Origin of the sequence: Quadrisphaera granulorum (assembly GCF_003149145.1) — a bacterium.
Taxonomy (GTDB): Bacteria; Actinomycetota; Actinomycetes; order Actinomycetales; family Quadrisphaeraceae; genus Quadrisphaera; species Quadrisphaera granulorum.
Genome location: NZ_QGDQ01000011.1, coordinates 106,622 through 121,734, shown reverse-complemented (window position 1 = coordinate 121,734; position 15,113 = coordinate 106,622). Strand labels below are relative to the sequence as shown.

Below are 15,113 nucleotides of genomic sequence, written 5' to 3'. Positions count from 1 at the left end.
GTCTCCTGCGTGACCGGTGAGTCAGCCCGTGGGTGCCCGCCGGCCGCCGATGTCGCGCCGGGTGAGCAGTGCCCATGCCAAGACGGTCATCCCGAGTGCCCAGCCGGCTACCACGAGCGTCGCGGTCAGAGGGGCGAAGGCGGGGTGCTCGGGTAGGACAATGCCCTGGTCGGGGGCGAACATCTGCATCCCGGCGATGGTCGGAACGAACCTGAAGACCGGGTTGATGAGCATCAGGGCGTCAGCGGTGACCGCAAGCAGCACCATGAGCACCATCGGGGCGACGGGGGAGGGTAGGGCGATGGCCAGAGCGAGGGAGACCAGGCCGATGAGCACCCAGTACAGGACGGCCATCGCCAGCACCCCCAGGTAGGCGGGTGCCCTGCCGGTGGCGAACACCGACAGCTCACCCAGCCCGTCTCCTGGCCCGAGGTCTGTCTGGTAGTCGATCACGACCAGCGCGGCGTAGATGGTTGCGAGGGTGAGGTTGAGTGCTGCGCACAGCACCGCCTTGGCTGCTACCACCTGCCCTCGGCGGGGTGTGGTGAGGACGGTGGTGGTCCACTGGCCCCCGTGGTGCTCGCTGGAGGCCAGCAGGACACCCACGACCACCGGGACGAAGCCCCACAGTCCCATGATCTCGGGGCCGACGTTGGTGGCGTTGGTCCCGGGAATGAGCTGGCCGGCCCCGGGCGCGCCGTGCAGGGAGGCGTTGACCTGGCTGGCGGCGATGGGTGTCAGCGCCGCGCACACGATGAGGGGGGCCACCACGATGCGTGCGACCGCGGGCTGTGTGGCGGCCTTGAGGGCTTCGGAGTGCAGGGTGCGCCAGAACATCTACCTCACCGTCCCGCGCGCGTCGTCGCCCCGTTGGCAGTCGGCAGCGAGGTGCGCAAAGAACGCCTGCTCCAGCGATCCGTAGGCGGAGACCAGCGACGTCGTCGTCCCTTCGGCAATCGTGCGGCCCCGGTCCATGAGGACGACGCCGTCGGCCACCAGCTCCGTCTCGCTCATGAGGTGGGAGCTGAGCAGCACCGTGCGCCCCTCGTCCGCGAGGCCTCGGAGGAAGCCCCGCAGCCATCGGATACCCACGGGGTCCAGCCCGTTAGCGGGTTCATCGAAGATGAGGACCTCGGGGTTTCCCAGCAGCGCGGTGGCGATGCCGAGGCGCTGGTGCATGCCCAGGGAGTAGGTGTGCACGCGGCGGCGCCACGCCGCGCGGGGCAGGTCGACAAGATGCAGCACCTCGTCGACACGCGAGCGGGGGATCCCCGCGGCCGCTGCCACCCAGCGGAGGTGGTCGACCGCTCGCCGCGACGGATGAGCGCCGGAGCCCTCGAACTGCACACCGATGACGCGGACCGGCTCGGGGTGGTCGCGGTAGCGCCGGCCCGCCACGCGGACCGTGCCGGAGTCGGCGTGGTCCAGATCGCAGATGATGCGCATGAGCGACGACTTGCCGGCGCCGTTCGGCCCCAGCAGGCCCGTGACCTCGCCGGACCGCGCGACGAATGACACGTTGTCCACCGAGGTCACCGATCCGTGGCGCTTGGAGACCCGCTCGACCTCGATCACGTGCTGCTTCCTTTCCGGGGACGACGACGAGGGGCGGCGGGCGCCGGGCGGCCTCTCATGCCGCGTCGCGCCGCTGGACGATGACCAGGGCCACCGTCCAGACCAGGGCTGCTTGCGCCGCCGCGACGGAGCCGCGCAGGAGGGTCTGTGGGCCGTCCGCGAGCGCGTCAGGTGCGAGGAGCTGGTCGACGGTCCAGCGCAGCGCCGGCACGTACACCGTTACCAGGTGCGAGAGGCCGAGCATCCAGATCAGCAGGGGCGTGACCACGCCGACCGTGGTGCGGAGCGCGAGGACCGCTGCCCCGGTCATCACGGCGAGCAGCGGCCAGGAGGCGCCGGTCCGCACCAGCTGGGGGAGCATCCGCTCGACGTCATCAACCGTCGTCAGCCCCAGGAGCAGCGGTGGTCCGAGGGAGGCTGCGATGACGGCCCCGCCTAGAGCCAGCGACAGAACGCCGGTGACCAGCGACTTCGCGGCCCAGATGCGCGCTCGCCGCGGCGTGGTGAGCAGGAGCCTGCGGTAGGTCCCGGCTCCGGCGTCCTGCCCGAAGACCCAGGCGCCCAGGAGCACGGGCGCTACCCGCGCCCGGTCGAGCGCCAGCAGCGACAGGTCTGTCGCGGGGCGGCTGCTGGCCTCGGCATACCGGGCCATCGTGAGCTGCAGGAACGCCGCAACACCGATCACGCTGAGCAGTGCGGTGAGGCGCACGCTGGGCAGTGCGCAGGCCTTGCCGAGCTCTCCGTGGGTGGAGCGGAGCAGAGGGGGCACGCGGGGAAGACTCACTCGGTCTTCGGCCCCAGCAGAACTGCCTGCGGGGGACGGTTGGCGTTGACTTCGGGGGACTCCTACCGAAACTGCTCTGCCGACGTTGGCCCGGCAGTGGCCCAGCGGTCCGGTGGCTACACGACGGCGTTCTCGTAAGCGAAGATCACCAACTGTGCGCGGTCGCGGCAGCCGAGCTTCGCCAGGAGCCTGCTGACGTACGTCTTCACCGTCTGCGGGGTGAGGCGCAGCTCGGCCGCGACCTCGTCGTTGGACAGGCCCCGCGCCACGGCGCGGACCAGGTCGAGCTCCCGGGCCGTGAGGTCAGCGGGCAGCGGTGTGGCTAGTGACCCGTGTCGCGGCCGCGTCCCGGGCTCGGCCGGGACGGAGCGGACGACGCGCTGCACGAGGTGCTTCACGAGGTGCGGCGCGATCAGCGAGTCGCCGCGATGGGCCACCCGGACCGCATGCAGCACCTCGTCGGCGAGGCAGTCCTTGGCGAGGAAGCCGCAGGCCCCCGCCTGTAGGGCCGCGAAGAGGTTTGCCTCGACGTCGTACGCGGTGAGGACGACGACGCGCGTCGCGGACGCGTCTCGGCAGATCGCGCGGGTGGCGGCGACGCCGTCGACATGGGGCATCTGGAGATCCATGAGGACGACGTCCGGTGATAGCGCTCGCGACGTCGTGATGGCCGCAGCGCCGTCAGGTGCGACGCCGACGCACTCCATGTCGTCCTGGGCGTTGACCAGTGCCTCGAACGCGGCGCGCAGCAGCGGCTCGTCGTCGACCACGAGCACCCGGATCGGTGGCGCGCTGGTCTCGCTCACGCCGCGTCGCCGAGACCGCTGACGAGGGGGAGGTGGAGGTGCACGCGAGCGCCGCCGGAGGGTGACCTGCCGAGCGTGAGCGTGCCGGCGAGCGACGCCGCTCGCTCGCGCATCCCCTGCAGGCCGAACCCGCCGCTCATGGCCGTTGAGGCGTGGTCCTGGTGGTCTAGCGGACGGAAACCGGGTCCGTCGTCGTCGACCACCAGATCCACGGCCGCTGGCTGCTCGCTGTGGACGAGGCGTACCGACGCGGCGCTCCCCGGTGCGTGCTTCGCGACGTTCGTGAGGGCTTCCTCCAGCGCGCGGCAGAGGGCGTGCTGGGTGGTGCGGGGCAGGTGGCGGCTCGCGATGGCGTCGACCTGGGCTGTGCACCGCACACCGGCGGCGCGCGCCTGCTCCAGGACGGCCTCTACGCGGGCTGCCATGTCGGTGGCGGGGCGCTCGCCGCGGAGATCCGTGAGGTAGAGCCGTAGCTGCCGGGCGGCCTGCTTGCTGCGGGCCTCCACCGCCAGCAGTGTCTGGCGAAGGTCGTTGGGGTCGCGCTGCACCGAGGCCAGGCTCGCCTGGACCCCGATCGAGACCAGCGTGCTCGAGCTCACGTCGTGGACCTCTCGCGCGAGGCGCAGCCGCTCCTCGTGAAGGGCGCGGGCTTCGCGCTCGCGGGCTGCCACGCGTGCGGCACTGCGCGTGGCAGCCGCGTGCGAACCGACGATGACTCCCGCGGTGAGGCACAGGCACGACAGCACCGTCCACAGGCCCCCGAGCTCGCCAGGCGCAGGTGACCCGCTGGGCACCGCGACGGACAGGACGATGAACGCGGCAACGGTCGCGAGGGCGGCCAGCGCCCACCGCGGGAGGCCATCGGGTCGGTGGGTCAGGACGGTGGCGACGACGACGGCGACGCCCACCAGCGGCTCTCCGCTGACGCCGCTCAGCAGTGCGATGGCGGTGAGCGCTGAGGCCGCCGCCAGTGCGGTGACCGGGGCTCGCGAACGAACGGCGAGCGCGGCGGCGATCAGACCGCTGAGCGCGAGGTGCCATCCGGGGTGCGGCGACGGCTGGAGCGCGAACTGGGTGCTGAGGCATAAGTACAGCCCGGCGGTGGCGGCGTCCGTCCAGGAGGCGCTGCGCTGCGTGGCGCTGCTGCCCGGCATGGCTGCCCTCCTGTCACCGGCGGGATGTGCCGCTCGTGCAGTCTAGGTCTGCCGTGATCGAGCCGGGCGGACTTTGGCTTCGTGCTGCGTGTCTTGATATATGAGACGTGTGTTTGCAATGTGAGACGGATCCGGCAGGGTGGTCCCATGACGACGTACACGCATGGGCACGCGGAACCGGTGCTGGCCTCCCACCGCTGGCGCACGGCCGAGAACTCCTGCGCCTACCTGCTGCCGCACCTGCGCCCCGGCCAGGACCTGCTCGACCTGGGCTGCGGGCCGGGCACCATCACGGTCGACCTCGCCGAGCGCGTCGCTCCCGGGCGGGTGGTCGGGCTGGATGCCGCCGCCGGGGTGCTGGAGGAGGCGTCCGCACTCGCCGAGCGCCGAGGTGCGGCCGTGGAGTGGGTGACCGGCGACGCCCTGGCGCTGCCCTTCGCCGACGCGAGCTTCGACGTCGTCCACGCCCACCAGGTGCTCCAGCACGTGGCCGACCCCGTGGGCGTGCTGCGCGAGATGGCGCGGGTGCTGCGCCCAGGAGGCGTGCTGGCGGTCCGCGACGTCGACTACGCCGCCACCACCTGGTACCCGGCCGAGTCAGGCCTCGACGCCTGGCTGGACCTGTACGGCCGGGTCGCCCGGAGCAACGGCGGCGAGCCCGACGCCGGGCGGCGGCTGCTCGCCTGGGCGCGGGAGGCCGGGCTCAGGCAGGACGACGGCTCCGCCGTTGCCACGGTGACCGCAAGCGCGTCGGCCTGGTGCTACGCGTCACCGGACGAGCGGGAGTGGTGGGGGACGTCGTGGGCCGGCAGGGCGACCGCCTCGGCGTTCGCCGAGCAGGCCGTGGCGCGCGGCGAGGCGAGCGCGGAGCAGCTCGAGGAGATCGCCGCGGCATGGCGCCGCTGGGCGGCCTCACCGGACGGGTGGATCGCCCTGCTCCACGGGGAGCTGCTCGTCCAGCTGCGCTGAGGCGCTGGCTCGCCGGAGTGCTAGCTAGATGCTGCGGTCCCGGCGCCTCGCGATGCTGCGAAGGCTCGAGCGCAACTCCTCCACCGTCTCGCCGAAGACGGCGCGGTCCGTGGCCTGAGCCTTCCGCACCGCCCGGCTCGCGAGTCCGCGCCCGGCCTCGGTGAGATGGACGCGGACCGCGCGAGCGTCGATCGGATCGGGTGAGCGGGCGACCAGACCGCGATCCTCGAGTCCGCGGATGAGGCGTGAGGTCATCATCCGGTCGCCTCCGGAGAGGTCGGCGATCTGCTGCTGGGTCGGCGGCTCTCCCTGTCGCTCGAGCCATCCCACCGACGCGAGGGCGATGAACTGCGTGGGCGTGAGGTCCTCGTCCATCAGGGCTCGCTCGAGCTCGACGCGCCAGGTCAGCGCAGCGTGGTGCAGCCAGAAGCCCGGCGAAGCCAGCGGGCCCTCGGTGAGGTCATCCATGCTGCGCGAAACGGTTGCATGCCTCTCGTTCCAGGGCGGCGAACGTCAAGGGCATGTCCCGTCGCATCCCCTTCTCCCAGATCAACCGGAAGAGCGGAGCGAACGGACCGTGCACCTCCACCCGCTCGACGAGTCGCACGTGGTTGGCGTCGATCTGCTCGTACCGGCGCGTGCCGACGAGGCGCCCGAACGGGATCGCCGCCTGACTCGACCATGACTCCTCGGGGCGGACGGCCGTGATCGTGAACGGGCCCGCCGGTGCCCCCTTCGGCTTGACCCAGCCGGTGGTCCCGGCCACGAACTCGCCGTCCAAGCGCGACGCCTCCTCGTGCGGATCCCACTCGCTCCACCGGGCGACGTCTGTCGCGACCGCCCAGACCTGTTCCACGGTGCCCTCGATCACGCCGGTCTCCTCGAATGCGTACATCGGAACCGCCCTCCATTTGATGTTACGACAACAATATTGGTGTCGTAACATCGATGTCAAGCAGCACGCGGCTCTCGATGGGACCGGCGTCGTCGAGGCGGCTCCGAGATGCCGTGCAGCCGCCCTCGCACGCGCCTTCCTGCGCGCGCACACCATTGAGTCGGGCGCGGGGTTCGCACCCGCCCGTCGAGCTCATGTCTCGACACGGGCTCACATCCGAGGCACCCGGTCCCGGGCCGCTGGACTGGCGCTCGGCTTCGCCGGGGCGGTGGTGCTGCTCGCACCGTGGCAGGAGTCGGCGCGCGGCGGCCTGCTCGGGCAGCTCGCCTGCCTAGGAGCGACAGCCTGCTACGGCGTGTCCTTCGTCTACGTGCGCCGCTTCGTCACGCCGCGAGGGCCCGGCGCGGTCCCGGTCGCGACGGTCCAGGTCGGCATCACCGCCGTGCTGATGCTGCTCGCCGCCCCGATCGTCGCGACCTCGACCGTCCACCGGGTGCTGTCCCGATACGGGCTCGCGAAGCTGACCTGGCTCGACCGCGCGTCCGGGCGGGTGATCCGCCGGTACGAACGTGAACGCCCTGGCGAGCTCGTCCATGTGGACGTGAAGAAGCTCGGGAAGATCCCTGACGGCGGCGGACATCGAGTCGTCGGCCGGCAGATCGGCAAGGCCCGACAGAACGCGGCGATGCGCGCCCGCGGGACCCAGCACCGACTCGTGACCGGCTACCACTTCATCCACTCCGCGGTCGACGACCACAGCCGCCTCGCCTACAGCGAGATCCTCACCGACGAGAAGAAAGACACCGCAGCCGGATTCTGGACCCGCGCGAACGCCTGGTTCACCGCCCGCGGCATCACCGTCGAACGGGTCCTGACCGACAACGGCTCCTGCTACCGATCCAACGCGTTCGCCGCCGCCCTCGGCGACGACATCACGCACAAGCGGACCCGTGCCTACCGGCCACAGACGAACGGGAAGGTCGAGCGATACCACCGCACCTACGCCGACGAATGGGCCTACGCCGTCGCCTACGCCTCAGACACCGACCGGAACGCCGCGTTCCAACTCTGACAGCATCGCTACAACCACCACCGACCCCACACCGCGCTCAACGGCCAACCCCCGATCACCCGCGTCACCAACCTCCCGGGGCAGTACAGCTAGCCCAGCTGTCAGGGCGTCGTGCGGGTCCAGGCCGAGCTGGCGTTGGCCTGCTCGTAGGCCTCACTCAGGGGCAGCCCGCGCTCCTCGCCGGCCCGCGCGAAGCCGTCTCGCGGCGTACGCAGCGTGCCGCGGCGAGCCCGCCGCACGAGCACGGTGGCGGCGAAGACGAGCAGACCGACCAGGAGCAGACCCAGCATCGCGGCCACGAGCAGCAATTCCGCAAGCCCACCGAACACGACGACCTCCGAAGTGATCACCCTGCCGCCGGTTCGAGACCGGCCGGTCGATCACGACGCTACGGGTACGGGTACGGGGCGGGGGCCTCCAGCACCGATGAGTGCGGCGCGGCGGTGCCGTCAGCGCGTCGTCAGCGCCGCCGACCGGGCACTCAGCGCGTCCAGGCGGACGCGCCCTCGGCGTGCTGGAAGGCCTCGGCGGGCGTGGTCTCGTGCTGACCATCGGGGCGCACCAGGAGGTCGCGGGCGGGGATGGGCTGGCGGCCGCGCAGCGAGCGCTCCAGCCAGGACGCAGCAACCACGACGAACGCGCCCAGCCCGGCAACTCCGACGATGTTCAGCAGAGCGGTGGTGTCCACAGTGACCTCTTCCGATCGACAGCTCAGGTACCGGGCGAGTCAGCCTGTGCGGCTGCCGCGCTCTGGGCATCGGCACGTCGAGGTGTCACCTGCAGCGCGTCGCCGCGGCGTCACCCGGACGGCCGTCGCCGTCGTCGTCGTCTTGCTTTGGTCCTGCACCGGTCCTGCCGGAAGGTCAGGGCGCGCCGACCAGCCCCGCCGTGATCTCCGCCGAGGCGAGCACCAGCGGGATGCCACCGCCGGGATGGCTCGACCCGCCCACCAGGAGCAGCCCGGGCACCCGCGAGCGGTTGGCGGGGCGCAGGAACGCCGCGCGGGCCCCGTTGCTGGAGGAGCCATAGATCGACCCGCCGACGCTGCCGGTGGCGCGCTCGAGGTCAGCCGGGGTGCGGACGTGGCGCCACAGCACCCGCCCGCGCACGTCAAGGCCGCGGCGCGCCATGACGGCGAGCACGTGGTCGGCGTAGGCGTCCGCGAACCCCGGCGCGCGCCAATCGACGCCCGCGCGGGGGTCGTGCGGGGAGTGCCGGGGGGCGTTGACCAGCACGAACCACGCCTCGGAGTCGTCGTTCGGGCGCAGCGCCGGGTCGTTGGGGGCGCTGACGTACACCGCCGGTTCGGGGACGGCGCTGGGCCGCCCGCGTCGTCGTCCTGAGCCGAAGACGGCGTCGAACTCGTCGTCGTAGCCGAGGCCGTCCAGGGGCGGGAACAGCACCGTGTGATGGGCGAGGTCGGGCGTGCGCTCGCGCAGGGCCAGCAGCAGCACGAAGCCGCTCAGCGACGGCGTGGTGGCCGCGAGGCCCGCGCGGGCGCTGCGCGTCCGGCCTGCCAGGGGGAGCAGAGCTGGCTGGCCGGGTGGGGTGCGCACGCCGTAGAGCGCTGAGGCGTCGGCATTGACGACGACGACGTCCGCGGCCAGGTGCTCCCCGCCTTCCAGGCGCACGCCCACGACCCGCCCACCGGTGAGGAGCACCTCCTCGACGCGCGTGGCCGTGCGGAGGTGCGCGCCGCGCTCGCGGGCGCGCTCCTCGACGGCGTCGACCACGCGGCGCAGGCCGCCGGGGACGTACCAGGAGCCACCGCTCAGCTCCAGGTGCAGCACTGACGCGAGCGCCGCGGGCGCGCGGCGCGGGTCGGAGCCGGTGTACGTGGCCATCCGGTCGACGAGGGCGACGTGGCGCGGATCGTCGAGGTGGGCTTCGGCCAGGGCGCGCAGCGAGGTGCCGGGGGCGATGGTCACGATGTCGCACAGGCCGCCTGGGCGCGCGGCGAGGACCGCAAGGGTGCGTGGGCCGTGCAGCGGTCGGCTCAGGAACGGGCCCTCGGTGGCGTCCCAGATGCGGCGCGCGCGCTCGAGGAGACGGCGCCAGCCGGGGCCGAGGTCGTCGTCGAGGTGGAGGCGGCTGCCGTCGGTGAAGCGGTGGTCGGTGGGCGCGACCGGCTGCAGCGCCAGGGACTGCTCCAGGGGCGTACCGGTGGCGGAGAAGAGGCGGCGCAGCTGGTCGGGCCAGGTCAGCAGGCTCGGGCCGGTGTCGAAGGCGAAGCCGTCGCGCTCGTACCAGCCGAGCTTGCCGCCGACGGTCTCAGCCTGCTCGCAGACGGTGACGCTGTGGCCGAGGGCGGCCAGGCGCGCGGCAGCGGCGAGCCCGCCCAGGCCCGCGCCCACGACGATCACCCGGGCCACGTCCGCCACGGTAGGCGCCCGCTGACGTCAGGGCAGCGCCCGGCCCTTCCATGACAGACCGCCGGAGCGGCGCAGCCGCCACGAGCGCACCACCAGGCCGCACAGCACCGCGACCGACACGGGGTGCGCGAGGGCGTCGGGCCAGGCCCGCCCGCCCGTGCGGCGCGCGGCGATGACCCGGGAGGCGACGCCCGCGGCGTACCCGAGCACGCCCACCCAGCGACCCGAGCGACTGCCGATGCCGGTCAGCGCCGCCACGGCGGGCAGCACGAACACGGCCCCGAGTAGGCCGACCAGCAACGCCGCGCCCGCGGGTGAGCCGCTCGCCGACCACAGCGACTTCGCGTACCCGTCACGCAGCGCTGGCCAGCCGTCGTACATCCGGCAGGTGGCCAGGTCCGTCCCGTCCGCGACCCCGCCCCGTCCGCCGACGGCTTTGATCGCGCGGACGAGGGCGACGTCGTCGAGAACCTCGGACTTCACCGCCGCGAAGCCGCCGGCTCGTACCAGCGCGGCGGCGTCCAGCGCCATGAGCTGCCCGTTCGCCGCCGAGAGCGACGGCCTGGCCGACCGCTCAGCCAGCCGCAGTGGCAGCGTGGCCAGCCAGCTCCACTGCAGCAGCGGCTGCACCAGCCGCTCGGCCGGCGTGAGCGCCAGCTGCCGGGGGTACGGGCTGACGAGGTCGAGTCGGTGGCGACGCAGCAGGTCGACGGTGGCCGCCAGGGCATGCGGGGCCAGCCGCACGTCGGCGTCCAGACAGACGAGCACCGATCCCGAGGCCGCGGCCGCCAGCTGCGCCAGCGCGTGGGGCTTGCCGAGCCAGCCCGGCGCGAGCGGTGCGCCCGTCAGCAGGCGCACCCGCGGATCACCGTCCGCGGCGTCGCGTGCCGTGGCCGCGGTGCCGTCGCGCGAGCCGTCGTCGAGGACCAGCACCTCCAAATCGGGCACGCCTGTGCTCGCGAGCGCCGCCGCGAGGGCGCCGCCCACCTGGTGCGCCTCGTCGCGCACGGGCAGCAGCACGCTGACCCGCTCGGCCACGGGCGGTGGCGCGGTGAGAGGGCGGCGCAGCAGCGCTGCGTTGACGGCGGTGTGCAGGGCGACGACGACGGCGACGGCGCTGCCGGCCCGCACCAGCCGCTCCGCGGCACTCACCCGGCGCTCACCCGGGCGCTCACGAGGTGGGGGAGCGCCCAGGGGCGCGGTGCCTCAGGTGCGCGAGCGCCGGCAGGGCCACCAGGCCCATGGCCACGAACACCCACAGAGCCACCCACGGCCGACCGAAGAAGACCGCGTTGCCGAGGGCTGACCCTAGCCAGGTCCAGCCCAGCAGCAGCGCGGGAGCGCCGGCCCCGATCGCTGCACCCGGTGCCACCCCGCGCCGCACGCCACGGGGCACACCGACGTGCAGCACGGCGTGCACGACCAGCGAGACGAGCAACCAGCCGGCGTAGTTGGTCAGCGGGATGCCGGGGATGCCCGGCAGCGCCGGAGCGGGGTGCTCCCAGCTCCAGTGCCCTGCGGCGACCATCTGCGGGTCCAGTGAGAGGTCCCACGCCGTGAGCAGCCACGCGGCCAGCGGTACCGCGGCCCAGTGCGGCACGGGCCCGAAGCGGCGGCGCAGCAGGTCGACCACGGAGCGACCGGCGAGCATCGTCGGCCACGCCATCATGAGCCAGGCGGCCGGGACGACCGCCGGGACACCGAGGACCTGCGGGCGCAGCGTGCCCGCGTAGGCGTAGTCGCCGAAGGGAAAGCCGGTGCTCACGCCCACCGCCTCGGCGAGCAGCCCGACGCCGCCCGCACCGAGTGCGAGCGCCGCCGCGGCGCGCAGGCCGTGGGTGGCGAGGGCGCTGATCAGCGACGCCGCCGCGAACACGAGCACGCTCGTCACGGTGGCCGTGATGAGTACATGGCCGGACAGCAGCGGGTAGGTGATCTGGACGACGACGGCGACGGCCGCCAGCAGCAGCGCGACGCGCTGCCCGCCCGTGACGGCCAGCGGTCGGCGCAGCGGGACGGCCTCGGTGGCGCTCACGGCGTCCTCCCGTGATGCGTGCCGTCCAGTGAGGTGACGGAGAAGCGGGCGAAGAGCTCCTCGACGTACCACCGCTCGCGGGCGGTGCGCGCCACGACCTCGCGGTGGGCGGAGCGCCGGTGCGCGAAGTCGCGCAGGGAGGCGGAGTTGTTCCAGAGGCTGAACGTGCCCTGCAGCCCGATGGGCGCCTCGCCGATGCCCACCGCGAGCCGCAGGCCGGGAACGGCGTGCAGGTCGCTCGAGACAGGGGGCACAGCGCCCCAGAAGGAGCGGCCACGGCCCAGGCGGATGCGCGCCCGGGTGATGCTCGCCACCGGACCTGTCGCGCCCGCGCGGGACGGCGCGGGTGTGCCGAACGGCTCCCGCCGCGACCACTGCCCGCGGCTGGCGACCGGCACCATCTCCACCCGGAGGCGCTCGGCGGCCAGCCGGTCCCAGGCGCGGACCGTGGGCGATCTCTCGAAGGCGGCCGCGGCGGCGTCGTCGTCCCAGGTGGTGAGCACGGCCCATTGGTGGGGGTCGGCGTCGCGAGGGGTGAAGGTGCGCCCGTTGCCGGTGCCGAGCAGCTTCCAGAAGGCAGCTCCGCTCGCGCGCAGGTGGCGACGGTCCAGCGCCATCCTCGCGATGGCGGCGGGGACCGCGGGTGTCGGCACCCGCCACAGGTGCAGGACCGCGCGCACGCGGACGGCGCCCCCGCCGTCGTCGGAGCGCTCGGATGCCACGGAAGCACGGTAGCCGCGGCTCGCGCGGGTGGGCTTCCCGAGCGTGCTCACCCGATCGCCATCCACTGCTCTCCGGGGCGTCACCGCAGGTGGGGCCCGGTTGTCAGACCCCGGTGGCAGCGTCGTCGACGTGGACAGCGGGTTGATGGCGAGCGGGATCACCGATTCACTGCTCTCGTCGAACGCGTGTTCGATGGCGGTGGGCGCGGTCACCGGGGAGGGGAAGCCCCGGGGCCGCGCCGCCAGTGCCTCAGGAGGAGGAGCTGTGAGCCGGTCGTTCGACGAGGTTGTGCACGTCAAGGTCGAGCAGGGTGAGCCGGAGGCGCCCACGGCGTTCGTCTGGCGCGGCCGCCTCTTTGTGGTGCGTGAGGTGCTGGCCACCTGGAGCTCGCGTCTGCCCTGGTGGCAGGGCGTGGAGGCCAGGGCGCTGCGCGGAGAGGCTGTCGAGGTGCGTGGCAGCAGCGCGCTCGTCCGCCAGCCGGGCAGCCGCGCCGCCGGCCCTGCCGCTGACGAGCAGGTGTGGCGCGTGGCGGCCAGCGCGGGCTTCGGGGTGGAGCCAGGCACGTTCGAGCTCGCCTGTGCGCCCGCGGAGTCAACGGACACCAGCGGCTCCACCGCGGAGGCCTGCTGGCGCCTCGTGCGGGTGGTGGACTGACGTGGCCGCTGTGAGACCTCGCGGCCGCGGCCCCGCGCAGGCACCCGCTCCCGCGGGCGCTGTCAGGCTGCTCGAACGCGCTGCCACGGAACTCTCGCTGGCCGCTGCCGCTACCGACCCCGCAGACCGGTTCGTCGAGGCCCACCTGGCCGCGCTGCGTGCGGGCGCGGCCGTCGTTGCCGCCCGTCAGGTGGTCGGCGGCCGCAGGCGCGGCCCCGTCAATGTCTGGGAGTCGCTGGTCGCGCTCGCTCCGGAGGTCGAGGGCTGGGCCTTGTACTTCGGGGCCGCTGCCGAGCGCCGGGCTGCTGTCGAGAGCGGCCGCGGCCCGGCGGTCCAGGGCCCCGAAGCCGACGCGCACCTGGCTCAGGCCGAGGCGTTCACGGCCCTGATCGCCGAGCTGCTCGACGTCCGGATCTGGCTCGGCGGGCTTCCGCTGGCCGCCTCCTGACCTGGGGCTGCGGGAAACCCGATGACTTCCGGGACCCGAAGCCGTCATCGTGGTGTCGTCTACGGCGAGGAGAAGAGACCGTGACCACCGCCGACCCCGCCCCGCAGCCTCGGCTGGACCTGCGCCACGGCACCCAGCGGGTGTTCGCCCATCTACTGGTGAGCAACGCCGTGGTCTTCGTCATCAACTACACGGTCTGGTTCGCCATCACGTTCTGGGTCTTCCTCGAGACCCGGTCCGTCTTCGCGACCGGCATGATCGCGGGCATCTTCGTGGTGGCCACGGCGGCCACGGGCATCTGGTTCGGGAGCCTCGTCGACAACTACCGCAAGCGCACCGTCATGCAGGTCTCCGCGCTCGTGTCGGCGGGTGTCTACGCCGCCTGCCTGGCGCTGTACCTGCTGACTCCGCCCGAGGCGTTCGGCGATGTCACCTCCTGGCAGCTGTGGGTGTTCATCGTGGCGCTCATGCTGGGCGTCATCGCCGGCAACCCGCGCGCCATCGCGCTGCCTGCGCTCGTGACGCTGCTCGTGCCGGAAGACCGCCGCGACCGTGCCAACGGCCTGGTCGGCACCGTCACCGGCAGTTCGATGCTCGTCACCTCCGTGATCAGCGGGGTGCTGGTCGCCTCCGGCGGGATGCTGCACGTGCTGCTGCTCGCCCTGGTGGTGCTGACCGCCTCGGTGGTCCACCTCGCTCGCGTGCCTGTTCCGGAGCCCGTGCCCGGAGAGTCGCCGCCTGCGAACCCAGGTGGGGGCGCGGGGCCTGGAGACACCCCACGCGATGGCTCTGGCGACGCCGCACCGGGTTCTGGCGGAGGCGCTGGCGGGGTCGACCTGCGCGGCACCTGGCGGTTGGTGCGCGGTGTGCCGGGTCTCGTGCCGCTCATCGCCTTCAGCTGCTTCAACAACTTCATCGGTGGCGGCTTCATGGCACTCATGGACGCCTACGGCCTGTCGCTGGTGTCGGTGCAGGTGTGGGGGTTGCTGTGGGGCGGCCTGAGCGCGTTGATGATCGTCGGGGGTCTGCTCGTGGCGCGCTGGGGCCTGGGGAGCCGGCCGGTGCGCCTGCTGCTGCTCGTCAATGTCGCCGCGTGGACAGCCACGATGCTCTTCCCCCTGGCCTCCTCGATCGTCAGCCTGACGGTCGCGATGGCGGTCTTCATGCTGCTCATGCCGTTCGCGGAGGCCGCCGAGCAGACCGTGCTCCAGCGCGTGGTGCCCTACGAGCGGCAGGGGCGGGTGTTCGGCTTCGCGCAGAGCGTGGAGCAGTCCGCGGCGCCGATCACGGCGTTCCTCATGGGGCCGCTGACGCAGTTCGTCGTCGTCCCCTTCATGAGCGGTGACGGCGCGGGCGCCCAGGCCATCGGCAGCTGGTTCGGCACCGGACAGGCACGCGCCATCGCCCTCGTCTTCGTGATCACCGGCGCGGCGGGGCTGGTGGTGACGCTGCTGGCGCTGGCGAGCCCGCAGTACCGGCGACTGTCGGCGTCCTACGCCGCGGCGCAGCGATCGAGCTCGGCGGGGCAGGGCCTGGTGGAGGCGTCGGTGGGGCTGGCGGCTGGCTTGCCTGCCGACGTGCCCGTCCCGGAGGCCCGCAGGTGACCGCTGTCCCGGCGTACGGGAG

Annotated in this window: 17 protein-coding genes and 1 pseudogene; 5 read left to right on the top strand and 13 right to left on the bottom strand. The window is 73.1% G+C overall.

Going from position 1 to position 15,113, the window contains the following annotated elements:
* Window positions 1–21: 21 nt before the first annotated feature.
* From BXY45_RS10460 to BXY45_RS10440, 5 genes are all read right to left on the bottom strand, one after another.
* Window positions 22–837 (bottom strand): hypothetical protein, encoded by an 816-nt coding sequence (locus tag BXY45_RS10460; protein ID WP_109774366.1) that lies wholly within the window; start codon window positions 835–837, stop codon window positions 22–24.
* A complete protein-coding gene (locus tag BXY45_RS10455; RefSeq protein WP_109774364.1) occupies window positions 838–1,575 on the bottom strand; it encodes an ABC transporter ATP-binding protein in 738 nt (245 codons plus the stop codon).
* A 55-nt stretch (window positions 1,576–1,630) separates the two neighbouring features.
* Window positions 1,631–2,344, bottom strand: coding sequence for a hypothetical protein (locus BXY45_RS10450; RefSeq protein WP_109774362.1), 714 nt, complete (start codon window positions 2,342–2,344; stop codon window positions 1,631–1,633).
* A 131-nt stretch (window positions 2,345–2,475) separates the two neighbouring features.
* The gene (locus BXY45_RS10445; RefSeq protein WP_211319437.1) at window positions 2,476–3,165 is read right to left on the bottom strand and encodes a response regulator transcription factor; all 690 of its coding nucleotides are present in this window, start codon (window positions 3,163–3,165) and stop codon (window positions 2,476–2,478) included.
* Complete coding sequence (locus tag BXY45_RS10440) at window positions 3,162–4,319, bottom strand: sensor histidine kinase (RefSeq protein WP_109774360.1); 1,158 nt, start codon at window positions 4,317–4,319, stop codon at window positions 3,162–3,164. Before BXY45_RS10440 ends, BXY45_RS10445 begins: the two co-directional genes overlap by 4 nt.
* A 147-nt stretch (window positions 4,320–4,466) precedes the next feature.
* On the opposite strand from BXY45_RS10440, the gene BXY45_RS10435 reads away from it, so the two are divergent.
* Entirely contained in the window at window positions 4,467–5,288 is an 822-nt protein-coding gene (locus BXY45_RS10435) for a class I SAM-dependent methyltransferase (RefSeq protein ID WP_109774358.1), read from the top strand.
* Window positions 5,289–5,312: 24 nt separating this feature from the next.
* Here the strand turns inward: BXY45_RS10435 and BXY45_RS10430 are convergent, their stop codons facing one another.
* Together BXY45_RS10430 and BXY45_RS10425 are read right to left on the bottom strand one after the other, a co-directional pair.
* Window positions 5,313–5,756: a MarR family winged helix-turn-helix transcriptional regulator gene (locus tag BXY45_RS10430; protein ID WP_109774357.1), complete on the bottom strand. Its 444-nt coding sequence runs from the start codon at window positions 5,754–5,756 to the stop codon at window positions 5,313–5,315.
* A complete protein-coding gene (locus BXY45_RS10425) occupies window positions 5,749–6,159 on the bottom strand; it encodes an SRPBCC family protein (protein ID WP_170131440.1) in 411 nt (136 codons plus the stop codon). The genes BXY45_RS10430 and BXY45_RS10425 overlap by 8 nt, the downstream gene beginning before the upstream one ends.
* A gap of 178 nt (window positions 6,160–6,337) precedes the next feature.
* On the opposite strand from BXY45_RS10425, the pseudogene BXY45_RS24195 reads away from it, so the two are divergent.
* A pseudogene (locus tag BXY45_RS24195) lies at window positions 6,338–7,348 on the top strand (IS481 family transposase).
* An 8-nt stretch (window positions 7,349–7,356) separates the two neighbouring features.
* Here the strand turns inward: BXY45_RS24195 and BXY45_RS10415 are convergent.
* The 6 genes from BXY45_RS10415 to BXY45_RS10390 all read right to left on the bottom strand — a co-directional run bounded on the left by BXY45_RS10415 (window position 7,357) and on the right by BXY45_RS10390 (window position 12,279).
* Complete coding sequence (locus BXY45_RS10415; protein ID WP_109774353.1) at window positions 7,357–7,605, bottom strand: hypothetical protein; 249 nt, start codon at window positions 7,603–7,605, stop codon at window positions 7,357–7,359.
* Window positions 7,606–7,736: 131 nt separating this feature from the next.
* Window positions 7,737–7,943 carry a hypothetical protein gene (locus BXY45_RS10410; RefSeq protein WP_109774351.1) on the bottom strand — a complete coding sequence of 69 codons (207 nt, stop codon included), beginning with the start codon at window positions 7,941–7,943 and terminating at the stop codon, window positions 7,737–7,739.
* 175 nt (window positions 7,944–8,118) lie between these two features.
* Window positions 8,119–9,627 (bottom strand): phytoene desaturase family protein, encoded by a 1,509-nt coding sequence (locus BXY45_RS10405; RefSeq protein WP_109774428.1) that lies wholly within the window; start codon window positions 9,625–9,627, stop codon window positions 8,119–8,121.
* A gap of 27 nt (window positions 9,628–9,654) precedes the next feature.
* Window positions 9,655–10,779: a glycosyltransferase family 2 protein gene (locus BXY45_RS10400; RefSeq protein ID WP_109774349.1), complete on the bottom strand. Its 1,125-nt coding sequence runs from the start codon at window positions 10,777–10,779 to the stop codon at window positions 9,655–9,657.
* A gap of 19 nt (window positions 10,780–10,798) precedes the next feature.
* On the bottom strand, window positions 10,799–11,662 hold the full coding sequence (locus tag BXY45_RS10395; RefSeq protein ID WP_211319436.1) for a carotenoid biosynthesis protein: 864 nt from the start codon (window positions 11,660–11,662) through the stop codon (window positions 10,799–10,801).
* A complete protein-coding gene (locus BXY45_RS10390; protein ID WP_425468319.1) occupies window positions 11,659–12,279 on the bottom strand; it encodes a monooxygenase in 621 nt (206 codons plus the stop codon). Before BXY45_RS10390 ends, BXY45_RS10395 begins: the two co-directional genes overlap by 4 nt.
* A 370-nt stretch (window positions 12,280–12,649) precedes the next feature.
* Here BXY45_RS10390 and BXY45_RS10385 point away from each other — a divergent pair, with 370 nt between their 5' ends.
* The 3 genes from BXY45_RS10385 to BXY45_RS10375 all read left to right on the top strand — a co-directional run bounded on the left by BXY45_RS10385 (window position 12,650) and on the right by BXY45_RS10375 (window position 15,091).
* Window positions 12,650–13,039 (top strand): DUF6504 family protein, encoded by a 390-nt coding sequence (locus BXY45_RS10385; RefSeq protein WP_174976635.1) that lies wholly within the window; start codon window positions 12,650–12,652, stop codon window positions 13,037–13,039.
* A gap of 10 nt (window positions 13,040–13,049) precedes the next feature.
* The gene (locus BXY45_RS10380; protein ID WP_146211156.1) at window positions 13,050–13,487 is read left to right on the top strand and encodes an SAV_6107 family HEPN domain-containing protein; all 438 of its coding nucleotides are present in this window, start codon (window positions 13,050–13,052) and stop codon (window positions 13,485–13,487) included.
* 80 nt (window positions 13,488–13,567) lie between these two features.
* Entirely contained in the window at window positions 13,568–15,091 is a 1,524-nt protein-coding gene (locus BXY45_RS10375; protein ID WP_109774345.1) for an MFS transporter, read from the top strand.
* Window positions 15,092–15,113 lie beyond the last annotated feature (22 nt).

Excerpts from the sequence above, each read along its gene's own strand:
- BXY45_RS10440 (WP_109774360.1), bottom strand. The coding sequence starts at position 4,319 with ATGCCGGGCAGCAGCGCCACGCAGCGCAGCGCCTCCTGGACGGACGCC.
- BXY45_RS10430 (WP_109774357.1), bottom strand. The coding sequence starts at position 5,756 with ATGGATGACCTCACCGAGGGCCCGCTGGCTTCGCCGGGCTTCTGGCTG.
- BXY45_RS10390 (WP_425468319.1), bottom strand. The coding sequence starts at position 12,279 with ATGGCGCTGGACCGTCGCCACCTGCGCGCGAGCGGAGCTGCCTTCTGG.
- BXY45_RS10460 (WP_109774366.1), bottom strand. The coding sequence starts at position 837 with ATGTTCTGGCGCACCCTGCACTCCGAAGCCCTCAAGGCCGCCACACAG.
- BXY45_RS10435 (WP_109774358.1), top strand. The coding sequence starts at position 4,467 with ATGACGACGTACACGCATGGGCACGCGGAACCGGTGCTGGCCTCCCAC.